The sequence below is a fragment of the Lentilactobacillus parafarraginis DSM 18390 = JCM 14109 genome, assembly GCF_001435895.1.
GTDB classification, from domain to species: Bacteria; Bacillota; Bacilli; order Lactobacillales; family Lactobacillaceae; genus Lentilactobacillus; species Lentilactobacillus parafarraginis.
The window spans coordinates 1-18206 of sequence record NZ_AZFZ01000033.1 but is presented as its reverse complement, the minus strand read 5'-3'; the positions used below and the strand labels follow the sequence as shown (position 1 = coordinate 18206).

Annotated in this window: 15 protein-coding genes and 2 tRNA genes; 12 read left to right on the top strand and 5 right to left on the bottom strand. The window is 44.7% G+C overall.

What is annotated here, in order from left to right; all coding sequences use genetic code 11:
- Positions 1-37: 37 nt before the first annotated feature.
- The 3 genes from FD47_RS08550 to FD47_RS08540 form a co-directional block, all read right to left on the bottom strand.
- On the bottom strand, positions 38-478 hold the full coding sequence (locus FD47_RS08550) for a universal stress protein (RefSeq protein WP_008214289.1): 441 nt from the start codon (positions 476-478) through the stop codon (positions 38-40).
- Positions 479-660: 182 nt separating this feature from the next.
- Positions 661-744: transfer RNA gene (locus tag FD47_RS08545), tRNA-Leu, on the bottom strand.
- 21 nt (positions 745-765) lie between these two features.
- Positions 766-1464 (bottom strand): DUF2238 domain-containing protein, encoded by a 699-nt coding sequence (locus FD47_RS08540; RefSeq protein WP_008210365.1) that lies wholly within the window; start codon positions 1462-1464, stop codon positions 766-768.
- A gap of 130 nt (positions 1465-1594) precedes the next feature.
- Between FD47_RS08540 and FD47_RS08535 the strand changes: the two genes are divergently transcribed.
- A complete protein-coding gene (locus FD47_RS08535; RefSeq protein WP_054734944.1) occupies positions 1595-2050 on the top strand; it encodes a MarR family winged helix-turn-helix transcriptional regulator in 456 nt (151 codons plus the stop codon).
- A gap of 53 nt (positions 2051-2103) precedes the next feature.
- On the opposite strand, the gene FD47_RS08530 is transcribed toward FD47_RS08535, so the two are convergent.
- Positions 2104-2349, bottom strand: coding sequence for a hypothetical protein (locus FD47_RS08530; protein ID WP_054734947.1), 246 nt, complete (start codon positions 2347-2349; stop codon positions 2104-2106).
- A gap of 215 nt (positions 2350-2564) precedes the next feature.
- Here FD47_RS08530 and asnB point away from each other — a divergent pair, with 215 nt between their 5' ends.
- Genes asnB through FD47_RS08510 form a run of 4 tightly spaced genes read left to right on the top strand, consistent with a single transcriptional unit; the run spans position 2565 to position 7998 of the window.
- A complete protein-coding gene (gene asnB, locus FD47_RS08525) occupies positions 2565-4445 on the top strand; it encodes an asparagine synthase (glutamine-hydrolyzing) (protein WP_008210361.1) in 1881 nt (626 codons plus the stop codon).
- Positions 4446-4463: 18 nt separating this feature from the next.
- Positions 4464-6008: a UDP-N-acetylmuramoyl-L-alanyl-D-glutamate--2,6-diaminopimelate ligase gene (locus FD47_RS08520; RefSeq protein ID WP_138467158.1), complete on the top strand. Its 1545-nt coding sequence runs from the start codon at positions 4464-4466 to the stop codon at positions 6006-6008.
- A 4-nt stretch (positions 6009-6012) separates the two neighbouring features.
- Positions 6013-7266: a carboxylate--amine ligase gene (locus FD47_RS08515; protein ID WP_056980529.1), complete on the top strand. Its 1254-nt coding sequence runs from the start codon at positions 6013-6015 to the stop codon at positions 7264-7266.
- 12 nt (positions 7267-7278) lie between these two features.
- The gene (locus FD47_RS08510; RefSeq protein WP_056980516.1) at positions 7279-7998 is read left to right on the top strand and encodes an aspartate/glutamate racemase family protein; all 720 of its coding nucleotides are present in this window, start codon (positions 7279-7281) and stop codon (positions 7996-7998) included.
- Between the two features lie 22 nt (positions 7999-8020).
- On the opposite strand, the gene FD47_RS08505 is transcribed toward FD47_RS08510, so the two are convergent.
- On the bottom strand, positions 8021-8365 hold the full coding sequence (locus FD47_RS08505) for a YisL family protein (RefSeq protein ID WP_225352870.1): 345 nt from the start codon (positions 8363-8365) through the stop codon (positions 8021-8023).
- Between the two features lie 128 nt (positions 8366-8493).
- Here FD47_RS08505 and FD47_RS08500 point away from each other — a divergent pair.
- The 7 genes from FD47_RS08500 to FD47_RS08470 all read left to right on the top strand — a co-directional run bounded on the left by FD47_RS08500 (position 8494) and on the right by FD47_RS08470 (position 18114).
- Positions 8494-8564, top strand: a tRNA-Gly gene (locus FD47_RS08500).
- A 316-nt stretch (positions 8565-8880) separates the two neighbouring features.
- Complete coding sequence (gene argS, locus FD47_RS08495; protein WP_056980514.1) at positions 8881-10572, top strand: arginine--tRNA ligase; 1692 nt, start codon at positions 8881-8883, stop codon at positions 10570-10572.
- 191 nt (positions 10573-10763) lie between these two features.
- Positions 10764-12851 (top strand): PBP1A family penicillin-binding protein, encoded by a 2088-nt coding sequence (locus tag FD47_RS08490; protein ID WP_054734950.1) that lies wholly within the window; start codon positions 10764-10766, stop codon positions 12849-12851.
- An 80-nt stretch (positions 12852-12931) separates the two neighbouring features.
- Entirely contained in the window at positions 12932-13276 is a 345-nt protein-coding gene (locus tag FD47_RS08485; RefSeq protein ID WP_008210353.1) for a YlbF family regulator, read from the top strand.
- A gap of 79 nt (positions 13277-13355) precedes the next feature.
- Complete coding sequence (locus FD47_RS08480; RefSeq protein ID WP_056980512.1) at positions 13356-14594, top strand: metallophosphoesterase family protein; 1239 nt, start codon at positions 13356-13358, stop codon at positions 14592-14594.
- Positions 14575-17151, top strand: a complete 2577-nt coding sequence (locus FD47_RS08475; protein ID WP_054734953.1) for an ATP-binding protein — start codon at positions 14575-14577, stop codon at positions 17149-17151. The genes FD47_RS08480 and FD47_RS08475 overlap by 20 nt, the downstream gene beginning before the upstream one ends.
- 12 nt (positions 17152-17163) lie before the next feature.
- Positions 17164-18114, top strand: coding sequence for a 3'-5' exoribonuclease YhaM family protein (locus FD47_RS08470; protein ID WP_054734956.1), 951 nt, complete (start codon positions 17164-17166; stop codon positions 18112-18114).
- Positions 18115-18206 lie beyond the last annotated feature (92 nt).

Here is an 18206-nt window from a genome sequence, read left to right as displayed (position 1 = left end):
ATTTCAGTCCTTTTTTTAATTGATGTTAGGGATTAACCTAATCCTTCGTGTTGACAACCAAAACTTTAGTGGTTGCGTTGCGGACAACGTAGGCAGTGGTTGAGCCAATCAGTAGCCGGTTTAAGGCATCCACACCGGATTTACCAATGACGATGAGGTCAATGTCATGTTGATCCGGATAAATGTGAGCAATGATGTTCTTTGGATTGCCAATGTCGGTTGATAGTTCATAATCAACGCCTTGGCCTTCCACGTCTTTTTTGGCATCGTCAAGGATCTTTTGAGCCATATCCTTCTGGTCGTCATACATGCTAGGCGGCATGCCGGCAGCACCAGTGCCATAGTAGAAATTGGTGTTGTTAATGACGGTCAACAGACTTAATTTTGACCCAAACTGCTTTGCTAACTTAATGGCTTCGTCAAGTGCCTGCTTGGAATTACGACTGCCATCAAGTGGTACAAGAATGTGTTCATACATAAATTATCACCCTTTCCATGTAAGCGTATCCAACGTCCCTATTTCTATTATAATGCATTATTTATGTTTCAAATGCAATTAATCCGCCTAGAAATTATATAATCTCTCACAAATCGGAAGATGCCAATTTAGGCACAAAAAAATGACTTGCCAATTGACAAGCCATTTTTAAACCTATGCGATGCCCCAAGCAGGATTCGAACCTGTACTTGATTACTCAAACAGCGACCTGAACGCTGCGCGTCTGCCAGTTCCGCCATTGGGGCAACAACATATGTTATTTTACACTATAAAGTGTAATTTGAAAAGATGTTTTGGTGTTTTGATTGAAAAACTAGGTGCCGAATTGAGTTGGGGTTGTTTTTCATCATGATGTAGCCGATGGCAGCCATTAAAAACGCGCCAACGACATCGGCGATCAAATCGGTCATCGTATCCATCAAAGCGGCCCGTCCAAGCAAGAGTTTGCCCGCGCTCGCATAACGTTGAAGGTTGAGGCCAGCCAACCCATCAGCGGTAAACTCGTAGAATTCCCAGAAGACCCCGCAGGTAACGCCAAACGTGAAGGCAAACAGGCTCATGAGAAAGGGTGTCTGCCAAGCGTTGCGTGAGGATCGCTGCAAGCCGGCGTAAATTGCGTATCCAAGTCCGGCCAGCATGATGGCCGATAAGATGTGTTCGTATTTGTCCCAGAATGGCACGCCATAGAATTGAAGGCCGGATCCAAGAAAAATCGACATATATAGAAAAATATAGAAGAAAATTAATTCAACTTGTGGAAAGTAAAAGCGGCCGAGCTTCTCAATTAAGTAGGGTAACAGAGCAATCATAATTCCAACACCGACCTCAACTAATAGGAGAGATTGATCGGCAAATTTTGGTTGGTTCTTCAACAGAAGAAAACCAAAGTATCCCAAATATCCGAGCATCGAAATAATGTTGATCGCACAAAGCCACGTGCTGAATCTAATTCGTTTATTTTGCATTCGTAACAGATCCCCCTTGAATATATTATATAATTGACTACAATTTAATCGTAATTGAATTAAATGCCTTGCTTTTAACCAGAAATAATTTACAATGTTATTATACACTAGACGAATGGAGTTGAAATGAATGCAAGAAATACAACCAATCCGACTTGATAACCAATTATGTTTTCGAGTTTACACCGCAAACAAGAAATTTAACAAGTTTTATCAGGATGCGCTAAAACCATTTGACCTCACTTACCCGCAATATATCGCACTGTTGACCCTTTGGGAAAATGCGCCAATGTCTGTTAAAAAAATTGGCAAGCATCTTCACCTGGACAGTGGAACACTGACGCCATTGCTGAAACGTTTGGAGAGTCATGGCTGGATTACGAGAACTCGAAGCCCGCAAGATGAGCGGACGGTGATCATTGAACTAACCGATATGGCTCTTAATCAGCGGGATAAAGTTTTTGATCGGGTAAACAGCTGTCAGAACATGCTCAACCTGACCAACGATCAACTTGAAGCCTGTATGACCGCTTTGGAATTATTGGATGAGCACCTGGATGCCTATAATCAGGCCCAGAAGTCCTAATAATCGGCAAAAAAGCATTTCTCAATTACGCGAGAAATGCTTTTTTATATGGTTTATAACTCATCGGTAATCTTATAGGGTTTCTCTGCCGATCCGGCTGCTTTGTTTTCATTAACGTGCGAAATCGCGTCGTCGGCGAAAAAGATGTCGAACGATTGGTTGTTCATTCCGTGAACGACAACCACCTTTTTATCGGCCTCTTGTTTTTGCTTGTAAATCTGAGCTGTTTTCACAGCTTCATTATGATCATGAAAGTTTCCAATTGAATCCCCTGGGTTGAAAAAGACAATTTCGTCCATAGGTACCGCTCCCTTCACTACTTTTTGCTTCTCTTAATTCAAGTATAACTTATATTGGTGGTAAAATGAAATTCAAAGTCAGTGAAAAATGATTCGCTGGTTTTTTAAGAAAACATTATTCTACTGGTAGCTGCAGCCGTTATCTGATAAAATAAAAACCGTTATGTTTTAGAGATTTTTCTAACCAAGTTAGATTTATAGAAGGGGAATAGATTATGTGCGGATTTGTTGGTTATGTTAACCAAAAAGATGTTCCGGAAGGTACGATTAACGACATGGCGGACCGAATCAAGCACCGTGGTCCGGATGACGAGGCATATTACGCCGATGATAACGTATCCATGGGATTTCGACGACTGTCCATCATTGATCTGGCTCACGGCCGTCAACCAATGTTTAACGCCGACCAAACAAAGGTTTTAACCTTTAACGGCGAAATTTATAACTATAAAGAAATTCGTGAAGAACTCCGCGACCTGGGATATGAATTCAAGACTGACGTTGATTCGGAAGTCTTGGTTTATGGTTACGAGGAGTGGGGGCCAGCCCTTCTTGATAAATTAAGAGGGATGTTTGCCTTCGTCATTTATGACAAGAAGAACAACGAAGTTTTTGGTGCCAGGGATCACTTTGGTATCAAACCCCTTTACTACTACGATGATGGTGATACCTTCCTTTGGGGATCTGAAATCAAAGCTTTTTTGGAACACCCGAATTTCAAGAAGGAACTGAACCTGTCATTACTGCCAATTCATCTGAGCTTTGAATTTATTCCGTCCCGCGAAACGATGTTCAAGAACGTTTACAAATTGCTTCCTGGACAGTACTTCTTGCATAAGGATGGCAAGACCGAAACCCACCGGTACTACAAATTTAACTACGATCACATTGATAACAGTCAGACTATTGAGGGCGACGCTGACAAGATTCAGAAGATTGTTGACGATTCTGTTAAGGCCCACATGATTGCCGACGTGGAAGTTGGTAGTTTTCTATCAAGTGGCATCGATTCCAGCTATGTTCTGAATGAAGCTGCTAAGTTGAAACCGATTCAATCATTTTCAATTGGTTTTCACCACTCTAAATATAGTGAGCTGGCATGGTCAACTGAGTTTGCCAAAACGATTCAGCAGAAGAACACGCCGATTTACATGGATGGCGACGATTACTTTAATTTCCTGCCAACCATGATGTATTACATGGACGAACCGTTATCTAACCCGGCAGCGATCCAGCTGTATTATCTATCAAAGGAAACGTCCAAGCACGTGAAGGTTGCGTTGTCCGGTGAAGGCGCCGATGAATTCTTCGGTGGCTATAACACCTACTTAGAGTCGATTCCGTTTGACCGTTATCAGAAGTACGTGCCAAAACCCGTGCGAAAGGGTTTAGCGGCCGTTGCCCGTCGTTTACCGCGGTTCCACGGCAAACGGTTCCTGGTTCGAGGGGCCCAGCCACTAAGCGAGCGGTATTACCGGGTTAACTACGTCTTTAACTTTGATGATCGCAACAAAGTATTGAAGGATCCTGCCATCAACCGTGATTCTGGCGCTTATACCAAGCATATTTTTGACGATGTTGCCGGAAAAGACGAAATGACACAAATGCAGTATTTCGATATTAATACTTGGCTGCCATACGACATTCTGCATAAGGCCGATCGCATGAGTATGTGTAACTCTTTGGAAGTTCGGGTACCGTTAGTCGACAAGAAGGTCGCTGCTTTTGCTGAAACCATGCCGGTTAAAACTCGGATCACTCCCGAAGAAACGAAGATTGCGCTGCGAACGGCTGCTGAACGGGAGATGCCTAAGAAGACTGCCTTGAAAGAAAAACTTGGTTTCCCATCTCCAATCGCGAGTTGGATTAACGATCCGAAGTATCATGAACGGATTGTGCATGAGTTCCATTCGGATACTGCCAAGAAGTTCTTTAACGTTGATCAGCTGGATTTCCTGCTCAAACAACACGCCGAAGGAAAATCCAACATGCAAAAGATCTTCACAATTTACACATTTATTCTCTGGTATCAAGTTTACTTCCCTGAGGACACAACGGAAGATACAATTAAGTTAGTTCATCGAACGAAAATTTAGAGCTAACAAGAATGGAAGGTGCACATATTGGCACAAATTACTGTTGATGAAATATTAACGTTGCTTGACGAACATCATTTATTGATTCGAAGTCAGTTTGATAACTCACAACAGCGTTTCCAATCGATCGCATATAATTCCAAAGTTGTTTCCCAAGGATGCCTGTTTTTCTGTAAGGGGAATTTTCGTGCCGAATACCTGGCTGACGCTCAAAAACGTGGCGCTACTGGCTATGTATCCGAACAAGAATATGGGCACGTCACAATTCCCGGAATCATCGTTTCGAATATCCAAAAAGCAATGTCGCTGTTAAGTGCGGCATTTTTTGGGTTTCCGCAAAATAATTTGCCGACGATTGCTTACACGGGAACCAAAGGAAAAACAACGTCGGCTTACTTTACAAAGTCGATTTTGGATCGCATGTACGACAAAAAGGTTGGGTTATTTTCCACGATTAATACGGTCGTTGGTGACCGTCCCGAAGACGTCACCAAATCAAGTTTGACCACACCAGAATCACTGGATCTGTTCACAAATATGAATCGGGTGGTTCAAAACGGTATGACCCACCTTGTGATGGAAGTATCGTCTCAGGCATACAAAAAAAATCGGGTCTACAATTTACACTACGATATCGGCGTTTTCCTGAACATTTCTCCGGATCATATCGGTCGCAACGAGCACCCAACCTTTGCGGACTATCTGCATTGCAAGGAGCAGCTTTTGGTGAACTCGAGGACCTGCGTGATTAACGCTGATTCTGATCATATGGTTGATGTCTACTATGCGGCTAAGGCTACTAGTCAGCCTGAAGATATTTTCGTTTATCATCGGAAGGGATCCACAAAAAATCCGGAGTTGCCGGAAGACTTTATGTACGAGTCATTAGCTGATTCACTGACAGAAAATATTATTGAAATCTCGGCGGTTAGCCCCAAGGCCCACCGTTTGGGAATTGATGGGACCTATCACATCAGCATTCCCGGCGATTATAACGAAGGAAATGCCGTTGCCGCGGCTATTACAAGCGGGCTGATGAAGGCCGATAAAAAAGCGATTGCGTATGGCCTGAGTCACACCGTTGTTCCTGGCAGAATGGAAATTTATCCGACTCATGAACACGGGACGGTCTACGTGGACTATGCCCATAATTATGGCAGCCTGCATGCCGTTCTGGATTTCTTGAAACAACAATCACCGGCCGGTAAGGTGATCGTCATCACCGGCAGTACTGGTGATAAGGGCATTGACCGGCGGGAAGGGTTAGGCAAGGCGATTAATGAGTCTGCCAACGTGGCCTATCTGACAACTGACGATCCCGCAACCGAAGACCCTAAAGTGATTGCCGATGAAATTGCCGCTCATATTGATCAAAAACGCATTGCTGTGCAGTACATTGCGGACCGCAAAACTGCGATTTCCAAAGCAATTGAAGCCAGTCATCCCGGTGACGTGGTTGTCGTGGCCGGTAAGGGGCATGACGCGTTTCAAAAAATCAATGGGCAAAACGTGCCGTATCAAGGCGACGCACCAATCGTTTCAAAATTAGTGAAAGGATTATGACATGATGGACAATAAACAAGCTGTTGATTTCACCCCGGTTCTACTAGGGAGTGACTTTAACGTTTATGGTATGGCAAGAAGCCTTTATGATATTTACGGCAAGCCAGTCAAAGCGTTTGCCGAAGTGAGCTTGGCGCCTACTCGTTACACAAAGATCGTTGACTTGGAATTGATTCCCGGCTTTAGTGAAGACCCGGTTTGGATCAAGGAAATGATGAAGATTAAACAGCGATATGCCGATCACAAGGAACCAGTCATCTTGATTGGCTGTGGCGATGGTTATGCCGAATTAATTTCAAAACATAAGGCTGAGCTTGAAGATGTCTTTGTCTGCCCGTACGTTGATTATGACATGTTGCGGAGCTTAAATAACAAAGAGAACTTTTACAAAATGTGTGACAAGTACGATCTTCCCTATCCGAAGACGAAGATCATCTCTAAGAAAATGGTTGAATCCGGCGAGGAGATTACCCAGCCATTTGGCTATCCAGTTGCCCTCAAGCCGGCTAACAGTGTTGAATGGCTGGACATTCATTTTGAGGGTCGCAAAAAAGCGTTCATTATCAAGAGCGAGGCCGAATTTAGAAATGTCCTTAGGAAAAGTTATGAAAATGGGTACAAGTCGGACTTTATTCTTCAGGACTTTATCCCGGGCGATGACAGTCATATGCGGACTCTAAATGTGTACGTGGATAAAAATCATCAGGTTAAACTGATGTGTCTTGGCCATCCATTGTTGGAAGATCCCGCTCCGGCAGCCATCGGCAACTACGTGGCAATCATCCCGGAGTTCAACCAAGATATCTATAACCGGGTGCAAAAGTTTCTTGAAGAAATTAAGTTTACCGGCTACTGCAACTTTGATATCAAGTACGATACCCGTGACAGTTCATATAAGCTGTTTGAAATTAACTTAAGAACGGGTCGCAGTAGCTTTTTCGTAACGCTTAACGGCTATCGATTGGCTGATTGGGTGGTTCAAGATTACGTTTTTGATTCTTTGAAAGATCAAGACCCGGTTTACGCCAACAAAGATTCACAGTCGTACTTCTTGTGGCTTGGGGTAACGCCAAAGATCTTCGAAAAGTACGCTAAGGATAACGACGTTAAGAAACACGCCATGCAGTTGATTCATGAAGGGCGTTACGGTGACACGTTCTGGTTCGCAAAAGACAAGAGCCTTAAAAGATTTGCATTATACAAATGGATGATGCACAACTATGTTAAGGATTATAAACGTTACTTTGTTGCAAAATAGGGACTGATATTTATGAAAAACTTCTTTACAATTATTGGCGGTATGGGCACCGAAGCAACCGAAGTGTTTATTCACATTTTAAATGAGCGGACTCCGGCCAAACGTGATCAGGATTACTTGGACTATATCCTGGTAAATCACGCTACCGTGCCGGATCGAACTGACTATATTTTGGATCATTCCAAGCCGGATCCATTTATTCCGCTGGCAGAAGATATTAAGCAGCAGAGTCGTCTGCACCCGGACTTCTTTGTGATTCCCTGCAACACGGCACACTACCGGTTTGACGACCTCCAGTCAATGACCGATATTCCCATTCTGCATATGCCCAGAGAAACGGTTAAGGATATTCCCAATTATGTGCCCAATGCAAAGCGAGTCGGGCTGATCGCCACCAAGGGGACTTTGCATGATGGCATCTATGATCAAGAGATCAAAAATGCCGGGTATGAATTGGTTAAGCCAGATGAGAAAACCGCTGATCAAACCATGGAGCTCATCTATGATGACATCAAAGAAAAAAATCAGGTGGACGCCGGACTCTATCACCAGATTCTTTCGACGATGGTAAATGATTTTTCTTGCGATATCGTTGTTTTGGGGTGCACTGAGTTATCGGTTGCTCAGCAGCAGGCAGGTGATCATCCTTATCCAGTGATTGATTCACAAACGGTTTTGGCCAATCGGACGATTGAGCTGGCTTTGAAGAATCGGCGGCAAGCAACTAAATGAGGAGATCAAAAAAGCGGCCAAGTTAATAATTGACCGCTGTTTGAATCGCGATGCCAATGATGCCACCGACTATTAAGAACCACAAAAGCCGCGGGGTATAATGAACTTCCTGCTTTCGCCCATATGCCGTTTCACAGAGTGCAATGATGATGAGTGTGACAACTCCACCAGTGACCACCAACAATGGGTGGCGGTGAAAAGAACGCAATCCGATGACGACCTGACTGATCACGATGAGCCAGTAAAACAATCGGGCAATCATCATTGAATTGATGACTCGTTTCTTGATTGAACGGGTTAGGCCGTAAATGATGTTAATCAGTAAAAAGCACCAACACGCATAATTCAGTATGATCCACAATTTCATCACCCTTTTCTTTAAGTATCCAAAATTGCGGGTGAAATTGCAATTAAAACTTTATTTCTTTATAGATTTAAAATCTTTATGACAAAGGTAATCGGATATGATACAATAGTTCTTGGTTATCTTTGAATGCGGGTATAGTTTAGTGGTAAAATCCAAGCTTCCCAAGCTTGTGTCGCGGGTCCGATTCCCGTTACCCGCTTCGTACGAAGCAATCGCGGCAGTACGTATTTGGGATGGTTCTGATGACAATTAGTTGTCGTTGGCTGATGCCATCCTGAATGAATATTTCAGTATTCGATGATAAAAGAGGAGTAGTTAGTCACTAAATGAGCAGCGAGTCCGGGATGGTGAGAGCCGGATCATTTACCTAACGAAGCGTGCTTTTTAGAATGACCAGTTGCATATTTGAGCGGATAGTTATATCAATTAGAGTGGTACCGCGGGGTTACTCGTCTCTTACAATTTTTTATTGTAAGAGTTTTTTTGTGGACTTAATTATATGGAGGAAAATGAGAATGGACTATAAGGCACAGGTTACAAATTCAATCTTAAGCGTTTTAAATGGTGAACTGACATCTGCCGACATTTACGAAAAGTTGGAGCAGCCCAAGACTTTGGCAATGGGGGATCTCGCATTTCCAGCATTTGTTTTAGCAAAAGTATTTCATAAGGCCCCAAACCAAATTGCCGCTGACTTGGTTGAAAAGATCGATCAGGCATCCTATGAAAAGGTTGAGGCTAAGGGCGCTTACATTAACTTCTTCTTAGATAAAGGAAAAGTTGCCAGCAATGTGTTGACAACGATTATTGAAGAGGGATCCACTTACGGCCAAAACGAAAATGGTAAGGGTGGCAACGTTCCCATCGATATGTCATCACCAAACATCGCTAAGCCAATTTCAATGGGTCATCTGCGGTCAACAGTTATCGGGAATTCGATTGCCAACATTTTGCGCAAAAATGGCTATCACCCAATCAAGGACAATCATTTGGGCGATTGGGGAACCCAATTCGGTAAATTAATTGTTGCTTATCGGAAGTGGGGCAATGAGGACGATGTTAAAAAAGATCCGATCAACAACCTGGTAAAATACTACGTTAAATTTCACCAGGAAGATAAAGCGCATCCCGAACTCGATGATGAGGCTCGTGAAACGTTTAAGAAGCTTGAAGATGGTGACAAGGAAGAGGTTGAACTATGGAAATGGTTCCGCCGGGTCTCCTTGGAATCCTTCAATAAAATCTATGATAAGCTGGGTGTTAAGTTTGATACATACAACGGCGAGGCCTTCTATAACGATAAAATGGACGAAGGCATTAACATTTTGAAGGATAAAGGCCTGTTGGTTGAATCTCAAGGCGCTCAAGTGGTTAACTTGGATAAGTATGACTTGAATCCGGCTTTAATTCTAAAGAGTGATGGCGCTACTTTGTATATCACGCGGGATATTGCGACGGCGATTTACCGAGATCGGACCTATCAACCAGCGATGAATCTCTATGTGGTTGGTTCGGAGCAAACATACTATTTCAAGCAATTAAAAGCGGTTTTGCTTGAAATGGGCTTACACTCCGCAGCTAATTTACACCACATTCCGTTTGGCTTGATCACGGTAAACGGCAAGAAACTATCCACCCGTTCTGGCCGGATCATCTTACTGGACGAGGTATTAAACGATGCCATTGAATTGGCCGAACAGCAGATTGCCGAAAAGAATCCGGATCTTGAAAACAAGGAAGAAGTTGCCAAGCAAGTCGGCGTTGGCGCAATTATCTTTGGTGACCTGAAAAATGAGCGGACTAACAATATTGACTTTGTTCTTGAAGATCAACTTAAGTTTGAGGGCGAAACCGGTCCCTACGTGCAATATTCTCACGCCCGGGCTGAAAGCATCTTGAGAAAAGCCGGCAGCCTGAATTTCCACACCGCGGATAAAGCGTTGGATGACCCAAGTGCTTGGGAAACCATCACGGCTCTAAATGAATTTCCGGGAATCGTTGAAAGTGCCTGCAAAGACTTTGAACCTTCTGAAATTGCCAAGTACTCCTTAAGACTTGCCAAGGCCTTTAACAAGTACTACGCCCATTCCAAAGTATTGGTTAAGGATGATAAACTTGGGGCCCGTTTGGGTTTGGTCAAAGCCGTTTCAATCGTTCTAAAAGAGGCGCTTAACCTGCTCGGTGTTCAAGCTCCCGATGCAATGTAAGTTATTAAGATCCTGAATTAGTTTCCAACTGACAACCGGAATTTCGTGAATGACGAGTTCCGGTTTTTGTGTCCAATCCCAGCTAGGGTTCAGGGGAGTGGATTCTTAAAACCCCTTTAAATTTTTGGAGGCAATTTTTTTGAGATTCTCACTTGTGATACAATGTGTGGTATTGATTAAAGGAGTGTCTCATGAAGAACAATTCAACGAACAATTCCAAGAAGCGGCTACGACCATTTCTGCGGAAGTTTAATCGATTTTGTCGTAAATTTCATCTTGTTAAATGGGCATTCGTTCTTTTTCTAACGATCTCGTTGGTCGCAAGCATTTATCTGACCTTTCTGGCAAAGACCGCCCACGTGCAAAATTTGGAGTCGTCGCTTTCCAAAACTACCGAAATTTTTGATGCCAGTAACCACCGTGCTGGTGAACTATATGCTCAAAAGGGGACCTATGTGCATTTGGACAAGGTTTCCCGTAATATCCCAAAGGCTGTCCTGTCAACGGAAGATCGGAATTTCTATCACGAATACGGCTTCTCTGTGAAGGGGATTGGCCGCGCGTTTTTCCTCCTCTTGAAAAACAAGTTACTTCATCGGGACTACATTAGTGGCGGCGGCAGTACCTTAACTCAGCAGTTGGTTAAAAATGCCTATCTATCCCAGGAGCAGACGATGACTCGAAAGTTCAAGGAGTTGTTCTTGGCGATTCAGGTAGAAAATGATTACACCAAAAATGAAATATTAACGATGTATCTCAATAACGCCTATTTTGGAAACGGTGTTTGGGGGGTTCAGGATGCTTCCCGCAAGTACTTTGGTGAAAATGCCAGTCAGTTATCAGTTCCAGATTCCGCGGTTTTGGCGGGGATGCTGACGTCACCGAGTGCTTACAATCCGATTGACCATCCTAAGGCGGCCAAATGGCGGCGCAACGTTGTCTTGCAGTTGATGGTGGAAAATCACCAGTTGACCCAGGCGCAGGCTGATTACTATAAGAAAACGCCGATTGTCGTTCAGGACACCTACGTTCGTAAAGATGGCTACAAATACCCGTATTACTTTGACGCCGTGATTGACGAGGCCATCAGTAAGTACGGACTGACTGAATCGGAGATCATGAACCGGGGTTATCGAATCTACACGAATCTGAATCAGTCACAGCAGCAACAGATGCAGGCCACTTTCAAGAATGACTCGTTGTTCCCCGCCAATGCCAGTGATGGCACCGCCGTTCAGGCCGCCTCAATCGGCGTTTCACCCACAACTGGTGGGGTGACAGCCGTGGTCGGGGGCCGTGGTCAGCACGTCTTTCGGGGGTATAACCGGGCAACTCAGATCAAGCGCCAGCCGGGATCCACGATGAAACCATTGGCTGTTTACACGCCAGCGTTGGAAGCCGGCTACAAATTTGATTCAGAGTTGGTCGACAAAAAGAAATCGTACGGCAGCAATCATTACACGCCCAAGAATTACAACAATGTTTATCAAGGCAAGGTGCCAATGTATGAAGCGCTGGCACAGAGTATGAATGCCCCGGTGGTTTGGCTGTTGAATCAGATTGGCGTCAATCGGGGGTACCAATCGGTAAAAGACTTCAATATTCCGGTTACCAAGAAGGATAAAAACTTAGCATTGGCACTCGGCGGACTCTCTTCGGGGGTTTCCCCACAACAGATGGCTGGGGCGTACACCGCCTTTGCCAACGGTGGCAAGGTTCTCAAACCATTTTATATTCGCAAAATTGTTGACTCGACCGGCAAAGTGGTGGTGGACAACACTGCGAAACAGGATGGCCGCCAAATCATGCCGGCGTCGGTTTCCAAGCAAATGACCAGCATGATGCTCGGCGTTTTCAATAACGGAACCGGTGCGGATGCCAAGCCCTATGGATATTCGGTTGCCGGTAAAACTGGAAGCACGGAGGCTGATGACACTGGAAGCAGCGATGCCACCAAGGATAAGTGGATTATTGGGTACACACCGGATTTAGTCGTTGCAACCTGGGAAGGCTTTGATAATACCAGTCGGGCCCATCACCTCGAGAACCTCAGTGGTACTGGAATGGGGCCACTCTTCAGAAATGAGATGCAGACAATGCTGCCTTACACTAAGGATACGAGCTTTGATACCAAGGATGCTCAGACAATCGTCCAGAATCAGCAGAATCGCAATGAGAGTGTCTGGGACACCATCCAAAAGAAGACGGAGCAGTATTCGAATACGATTGGCCAAAAGGCGAAGGACTTCATTAACGACGCGAAGAAGTGGTTTGAATAAATCGATTTAAGTAAGGATTTGAAGCCACAAGTTGTTGATGTATGGTAAACTGGACTAAATAAATAATAAGGTGGATATATATGGCTGACACATTAACGAACAAAGCGACTGAATTACAAGCGGAATTCAAGAAATCAACGCAGTTTCAAGAGTTAAAGACGGCGTTTGAAAGCATTAAAGCTGAGCCGGAAACATATAAACTCTTTACTGAGTTCCAGAAGCTTCAACTGTCACTTCAGCAACAACAGATGCAGGGGCAACAGCCTGCCGATACCGACATTCAAAAGGCCCAGGATATGGCCAATGAAGTCAAACAAAATCAAGCAATTGAGAATTTAATGACTAAAGAAAAGGCACTAAATGACCTTTTAAATGATGTCAACAGAATAGTGACCCAACCAATCATCGATTTATATCGAGATTAAACGGAGAATGCCAAGTTTAGTGATTAAAAACTAAATTTGGCATTCTTTGCGTACATATAGAGTATGAAAGGAAATTCTCATGAAATTTGTCCACGCTGCAGATTTACATTTAGATAGTCCGTTTCTTGGGCTTCAAAATGACGCCATTCCAGTTGATTTGCTGGATCGGGTTCGCCAGTCCACGTTTCAGTCTTTTGAAAGAATTGTCGACGACGCCATTACTAATCGGGTAGATTTTGTCCTGTTAGCGGGTGATTTATTTGACCGCAATGATCATAGTGTTGCTGCCGAAGTGTTCTTTTTGGACCAGTTAAATCGCTTGGCAAACCAGCACATTCCTGTCTTTTTGTTATTTGGTAATCACGATTACTTTGATGGGGATGTCGCCTCGCTTGGCTATCCGAAGAACACTTACGTCTTTCCCAGCAACGTGGCCACCACTAAATTGGAAACTCACCAGGGTGAACGCATTGCCATCTCTGGTTTCAGTTTTAATAAACGATGGGTTCGGGAAGCTAAAATCGCTGATTATCCTGAGGCGACCGGAAATGGCTACCACATCGGCATGTTACACGGAAGCCTGGAAAGCCTTAATTCTCCGGATGGCAATTACGCCCCGTTTACGTTGGATCAGTTAGAGGCAAAACACTACAATTATTGGGCACTTGGCCACATTCATAAGCGTCAGTCACTGGATGCCGGTAAGACCATTAATTATCCTGGGAATCCGCAAGGCCGGCACATTAACGAAGCTGGCGAGAAGGGTTATCTGATGGTTCATACCGAAAATGGGCAATTCCACGCCGATTTTCACGCAACCGCCCCGATTGTTTGGCGGGTAATCACTCAGAAGGCTGGTCAGCAGTCAACTGGGAAGTTGGCGGCTCAAATCCTGAGGGCCGTCACCGATGCGCGTTTTGAAACTCTCAGCTTTTGTCGAATTCAGATCATCATGGATTCAACCGCTGACGCCACAACAACGGCGCAGATATTAAGTGGTGAACTGTTAGAAACCCTTCAGAACCAATTAGCTACCACGTGGCGGCAGCGCAATTGCTGGATTACTTCGATTAAAGTTGATCAAGCGCAAACCGTTCAGTTAAGTGGAATCGATCAGCAGTATTTTGATCAGGCAAGTCAGCAATTATTTAAGGGTGATCAGGTTAAACAAATGGCGGGTTCATTGACGCATTATCCATTTATTCAACGGGATTTTATGGCTCAAGATTCGTTGCAGGATATCTATCAACGGGCAAAGGCACTACTGCAGGAAAATGTGAGTGGGGAGGCGCAACTGGGTGATCATTCAGAAGATTAACATATACGGGTATGGCAAGTGGCTGAACACAACGTTTCCGTTGGCACCGTCCCTCCAAGTGTTCTATGGCCCAAACGAAGCCGGGAAAAGTACGCTAATTGATTTTATTGTGGGCATATTGTTTGGATTCCAGAATAAGCGTCAAGCAGTCCATGGTCAGTATATTCCGAAGGATCACGCTGATTTATATGGCGGTGAAATTTGGTTTGAAAATCAAGGGAAACACTACCGCATTGTTCGAACCCGGGGCAAGAATGGCGGCGATGTTAAATTCTTTGATGCTGACCTTGAGATGCCTTTGCCAGCAAGTCTTTACGACCGATTAATTTCACCGTTGGACCGGCAAACATATCAGCAACTATTTTATTTTAATGGCGAAGATCAACAGGCTGCTTACCGTTTGGATGCCACCGCGCTACAACTTCGCATTCAGCAAGTTGGTCTTGCAAATGCCGACCAGTGGATTGCCCTTCAACAAGACTTCCAAAAGCAGGCTAAGGAATTGTACGCTGAGCGGGGGAGAAAGCCTGAATTAAACCGGCAGTTGAAGCAATATCGGGAAATCCAGGATCAACTTCAAGATGCTCAAACGCAGTATCCTAAATATCAGGCGTTAAAGGCTAAGTTAGCCGACCAATCAGCCGCGTTATCCAAGGCTCGGGCGCAATTAACTCATGAACAGGAGCAGGCCCGGACTGACCAGCAAAAGCAAGCGATGATCCCGTTGCTAGAACGATATCGGCGCTTGCCGGATGTGGATTCAGACAATCTTCGTGCCGGTTTTAGTGATCAGGATGTTTTACAATATCGTGATTTAAACCGCCAGTTAGCCGCTCAGTCCCAACGGGCAACTAATCAGAAAAGGCGTCTCGCCACTGCCGAGCAGTCACTTTTAAAAACGCCTGCTCAACAATTCTACGAACAAAATCAGGCCCGGATTGATCAACTGATGACGGAATTATCAACCATTAAACAAACGATGCCGCAGTCGACCTTTGTCGATCAACGGATTACCGCAGTTGAAAAGACGATCGGGACCCTTGAAGCCGAGTTGCCTCGAAACGCCGCTGGAAAGTTTCCTCAAAGCCTTTCAACCGACGATACTTCGTTGGTATTAAGGCTCACCGCGCAGAGGCAACCGGCAGCTTCATTCAATGATGAGTCTTCCCGGACGTCTGCTAATCGTCGCCAGCGGCATCAAGCGACAACAAACCGGGTATCACCAACAACGTTCTACTCTGTGGCGATTGGCCTTCTGGTCCTAACAATTATTGGCCACCGATTGCCGTTTAGTTGGTTGGGGTATTTTTTAGCCGCCGGCATTGCCGCATACGGGTTAATTCAAGCCAGCCGCCCGCAAGCTCAATCGGCACCAAACCAGCCGACTGAACCAGTGCGATCTGCTGAAGCCCAACAGCGGCTGGCTGAGATTGCCAGTCGGTATCAATTAACAGGCATCCCCGTTGAACAGTGGGTTGCGATCCAACCCCAGCTTCAACGATTGGAATCGCTGCAGGCCGATTTGGCTGGTCTGTCGGAACAGAAGCGGACGTTATTCCAAAATTATCAAGCATACCTTGAGAAGTGGCGGTTTGCGGCTGATTGGCTGCCGCTCAGCAATGAGGATTATCAGGTTAACCTTGGGGTGATTGAGCGCAATGTTAGCGATTGGCAAAATCAAGTCAGACGCTATCAGGAGCGAAATGCCCGCTTGGAAGACGCTCGTCAGGCCGTTGATGCTGCTACGGAACAGATGAAGGCTACCCAGGTCGCATTGGATCATTTTTTGGCTGAAAGACGGGTGTCCTCAGGCTCTGAATTTGATGCGACCGTGGAGAAGCAACAGCAGCTGCGGCAAAATTTGCAGGTCAAGTCCCAACTGATGGACCAACTGAAAAGCGCTAACATTCCGATTTCGTTAGATATCGAGGAGTTTAAAGTGGCGGCTGATCAGCATACAAAGCAACAACGGGTTACCCAAGATGCAATTAATCAGCTCACAAAACAAAGCGCTGAGACGCAGGTTTCGATGACGCAATTAGTTAACGACCGAACGTATTTTGATCTGAAACAGCGGTTAGCCAATCAAGAGGCCAAAATTTTAGAAACCGTTCACCAGTATTTAGCCCTTTCGCTGAGCGGTCGTTGGATTCAAGCGGTTCTTGACCTTGGAACCAGGGGACGGCTTCCAAAAGCGATCAGGCGAGCAATTGATTACTTTGGAATCCTGACAGATCAGCGGTATCATAATATTGAGTTTGGTGACCAAGTAACGGTTACCCGAAATGACGGCGTTCAATTCGTGATTAATGAATTATCAAAGGGGACCCTTGAGCAATTATACTTAGCGTTAATCTTTGCAATAGCAGTCAGTTTCAGTGATGAGTACCCGATGCCGATTATCATTGATGATGGATTCATGAGCTTTGACGCAAACCGAAAGCAGGCAGCGTTCACAATGATGGCCAAAATTGCTCAACAAACACAAGTCATTTATTTAACCGCTCAGCAAGATTATCCACAGTCAGCCAACGTGATTGTTTTAAGTCGTAATTAGGAAGGTGATGCAATGAAGCAATTAATGGATCTGACAATGGGGGAAGATTTTGAAACCTTTGTCCTGATTAAAAGTGCGGATAAGCGGGTCGCTAAAAACGGCAAACCGTTTATTTCATTTACCTTTCAAGACCAATCAGGCCAAATATCCGGAATGTACTGGGATGCAAGTGATCAGGATGTTGCCCAATTTGTGGCTGGTAAGGTGATCTTCTTGAAGGGTAAGCGAGAAGCATATAAAGATAAACCACAAATCAAGATTCTTGAAATTCGGTTAACCACCGGTAATGAACCCAGCGATCCACTGATGTTTGTCAAGCGGGCGCCCATGAGTCATCAGGAAATGAAGGACTATATTGATCAAACCATTTTTGAAATTACGAACGCCACGTTCAACCGGATCGTCCGGGCACTGCTAAACCGCCACGCTAAATCATTTTTTAACTATCCAGCAGCAAAGACCAATCATCATGACTTTCCTGGTGGCCTAGCATTTCACACAATCTCAATCCTCCGTTTGGCGCATGCAATTGTTGCCCAGTATCCTGGGATTAACGCGCCGTTGCTGTATGCGGGAGCCGTCCTGCATGATTTGGGCAAAACAATTGAGTTATCTGGGCCAATTGGAACCGAGTACACATTGGCTGGTAATTTGTTAGGGCATCTCAGTATTATGGACGCGGAAATTGTTGAGGCTGCCGATAAACTTGGGATTGCCAGTGACAATGAAGACCTGCTGTTATTGCGGCACATGGTTCTTTCGCATCATGGCTTGCTGGAATACGGGTCGCCTGAAAGGCCGCAACTTTTGGAAGCCGAGATTCTTCATCATCTTGACGAGTTAGATGCATCCATTATGATGATTCAGGGGGCTTTGGCGCACGTTAAACCCGGGGAGTATTCTGATCGGATATTCGGGTTAGATAATCGGCGGTTTTACCAACCTCATCATCCAGAATCATAAGCCGCCAATGGGTTGACGATCACACTATTTAAACCATAGAAAAAACGACCGGAAATAAATTTGAGCTATACCCCCAAAGTTAAAGTAAAAAC

What these genes read in the sequence shown, in the direction of transcription:
- FD47_RS08550 (WP_008214289.1), bottom strand. Translation starts at nt 478, where the DNA reads ATGTATGAACACATTCTTGTACCACTTGATGGCAGTCGTAATTCCAAG.
- FD47_RS08540 (WP_008210365.1), bottom strand. Translation starts at nt 1,464, where the DNA reads ATGCAAAATAAACGAATTAGATTCAGCACGTGGCTTTGTGCGATCAAC.
- FD47_RS08535 (WP_054734944.1), top strand. Translation starts at nt 1,595, where the DNA reads ATGCAAGAAATACAACCAATCCGACTTGATAACCAATTATGTTTTCGA.
- FD47_RS08530 (WP_054734947.1), bottom strand. Translation starts at nt 2,349, where the DNA reads ATGGACGAAATTGTCTTTTTCAACCCAGGGGATTCAATTGGAAACTTT.
- asnB (WP_008210361.1), top strand. Translation starts at nt 2,565, where the DNA reads ATGTGCGGATTTGTTGGTTATGTTAACCAAAAAGATGTTCCGGAAGGT.
- FD47_RS08515 (WP_056980529.1), top strand. Translation starts at nt 6,013, where the DNA reads ATGGACAATAAACAAGCTGTTGATTTCACCCCGGTTCTACTAGGGAGT.
- FD47_RS08510 (WP_056980516.1), top strand. Translation starts at nt 7,279, where the DNA reads ATGAAAAACTTCTTTACAATTATTGGCGGTATGGGCACCGAAGCAACC.
- FD47_RS08505 (WP_225352870.1), bottom strand. Translation starts at nt 8,365, where the DNA reads ATGAAATTGTGGATCATACTGAATTATGCGTGTTGGTGCTTTTTACTG.
- argS (WP_056980514.1), top strand. Translation starts at nt 8,881, where the DNA reads ATGGACTATAAGGCACAGGTTACAAATTCAATCTTAAGCGTTTTAAAT.
- FD47_RS08490 (WP_054734950.1), top strand. Translation starts at nt 10,764, where the DNA reads ATGAAGAACAATTCAACGAACAATTCCAAGAAGCGGCTACGACCATTT.
- FD47_RS08485 (WP_008210353.1), top strand. Translation starts at nt 12,932, where the DNA reads ATGGCTGACACATTAACGAACAAAGCGACTGAATTACAAGCGGAATTC.
- FD47_RS08480 (WP_056980512.1), top strand. Translation starts at nt 13,356, where the DNA reads ATGAAATTTGTCCACGCTGCAGATTTACATTTAGATAGTCCGTTTCTT.
- FD47_RS08470 (WP_054734956.1), top strand. Translation starts at nt 17,164, where the DNA reads ATGAAGCAATTAATGGATCTGACAATGGGGGAAGATTTTGAAACCTTT.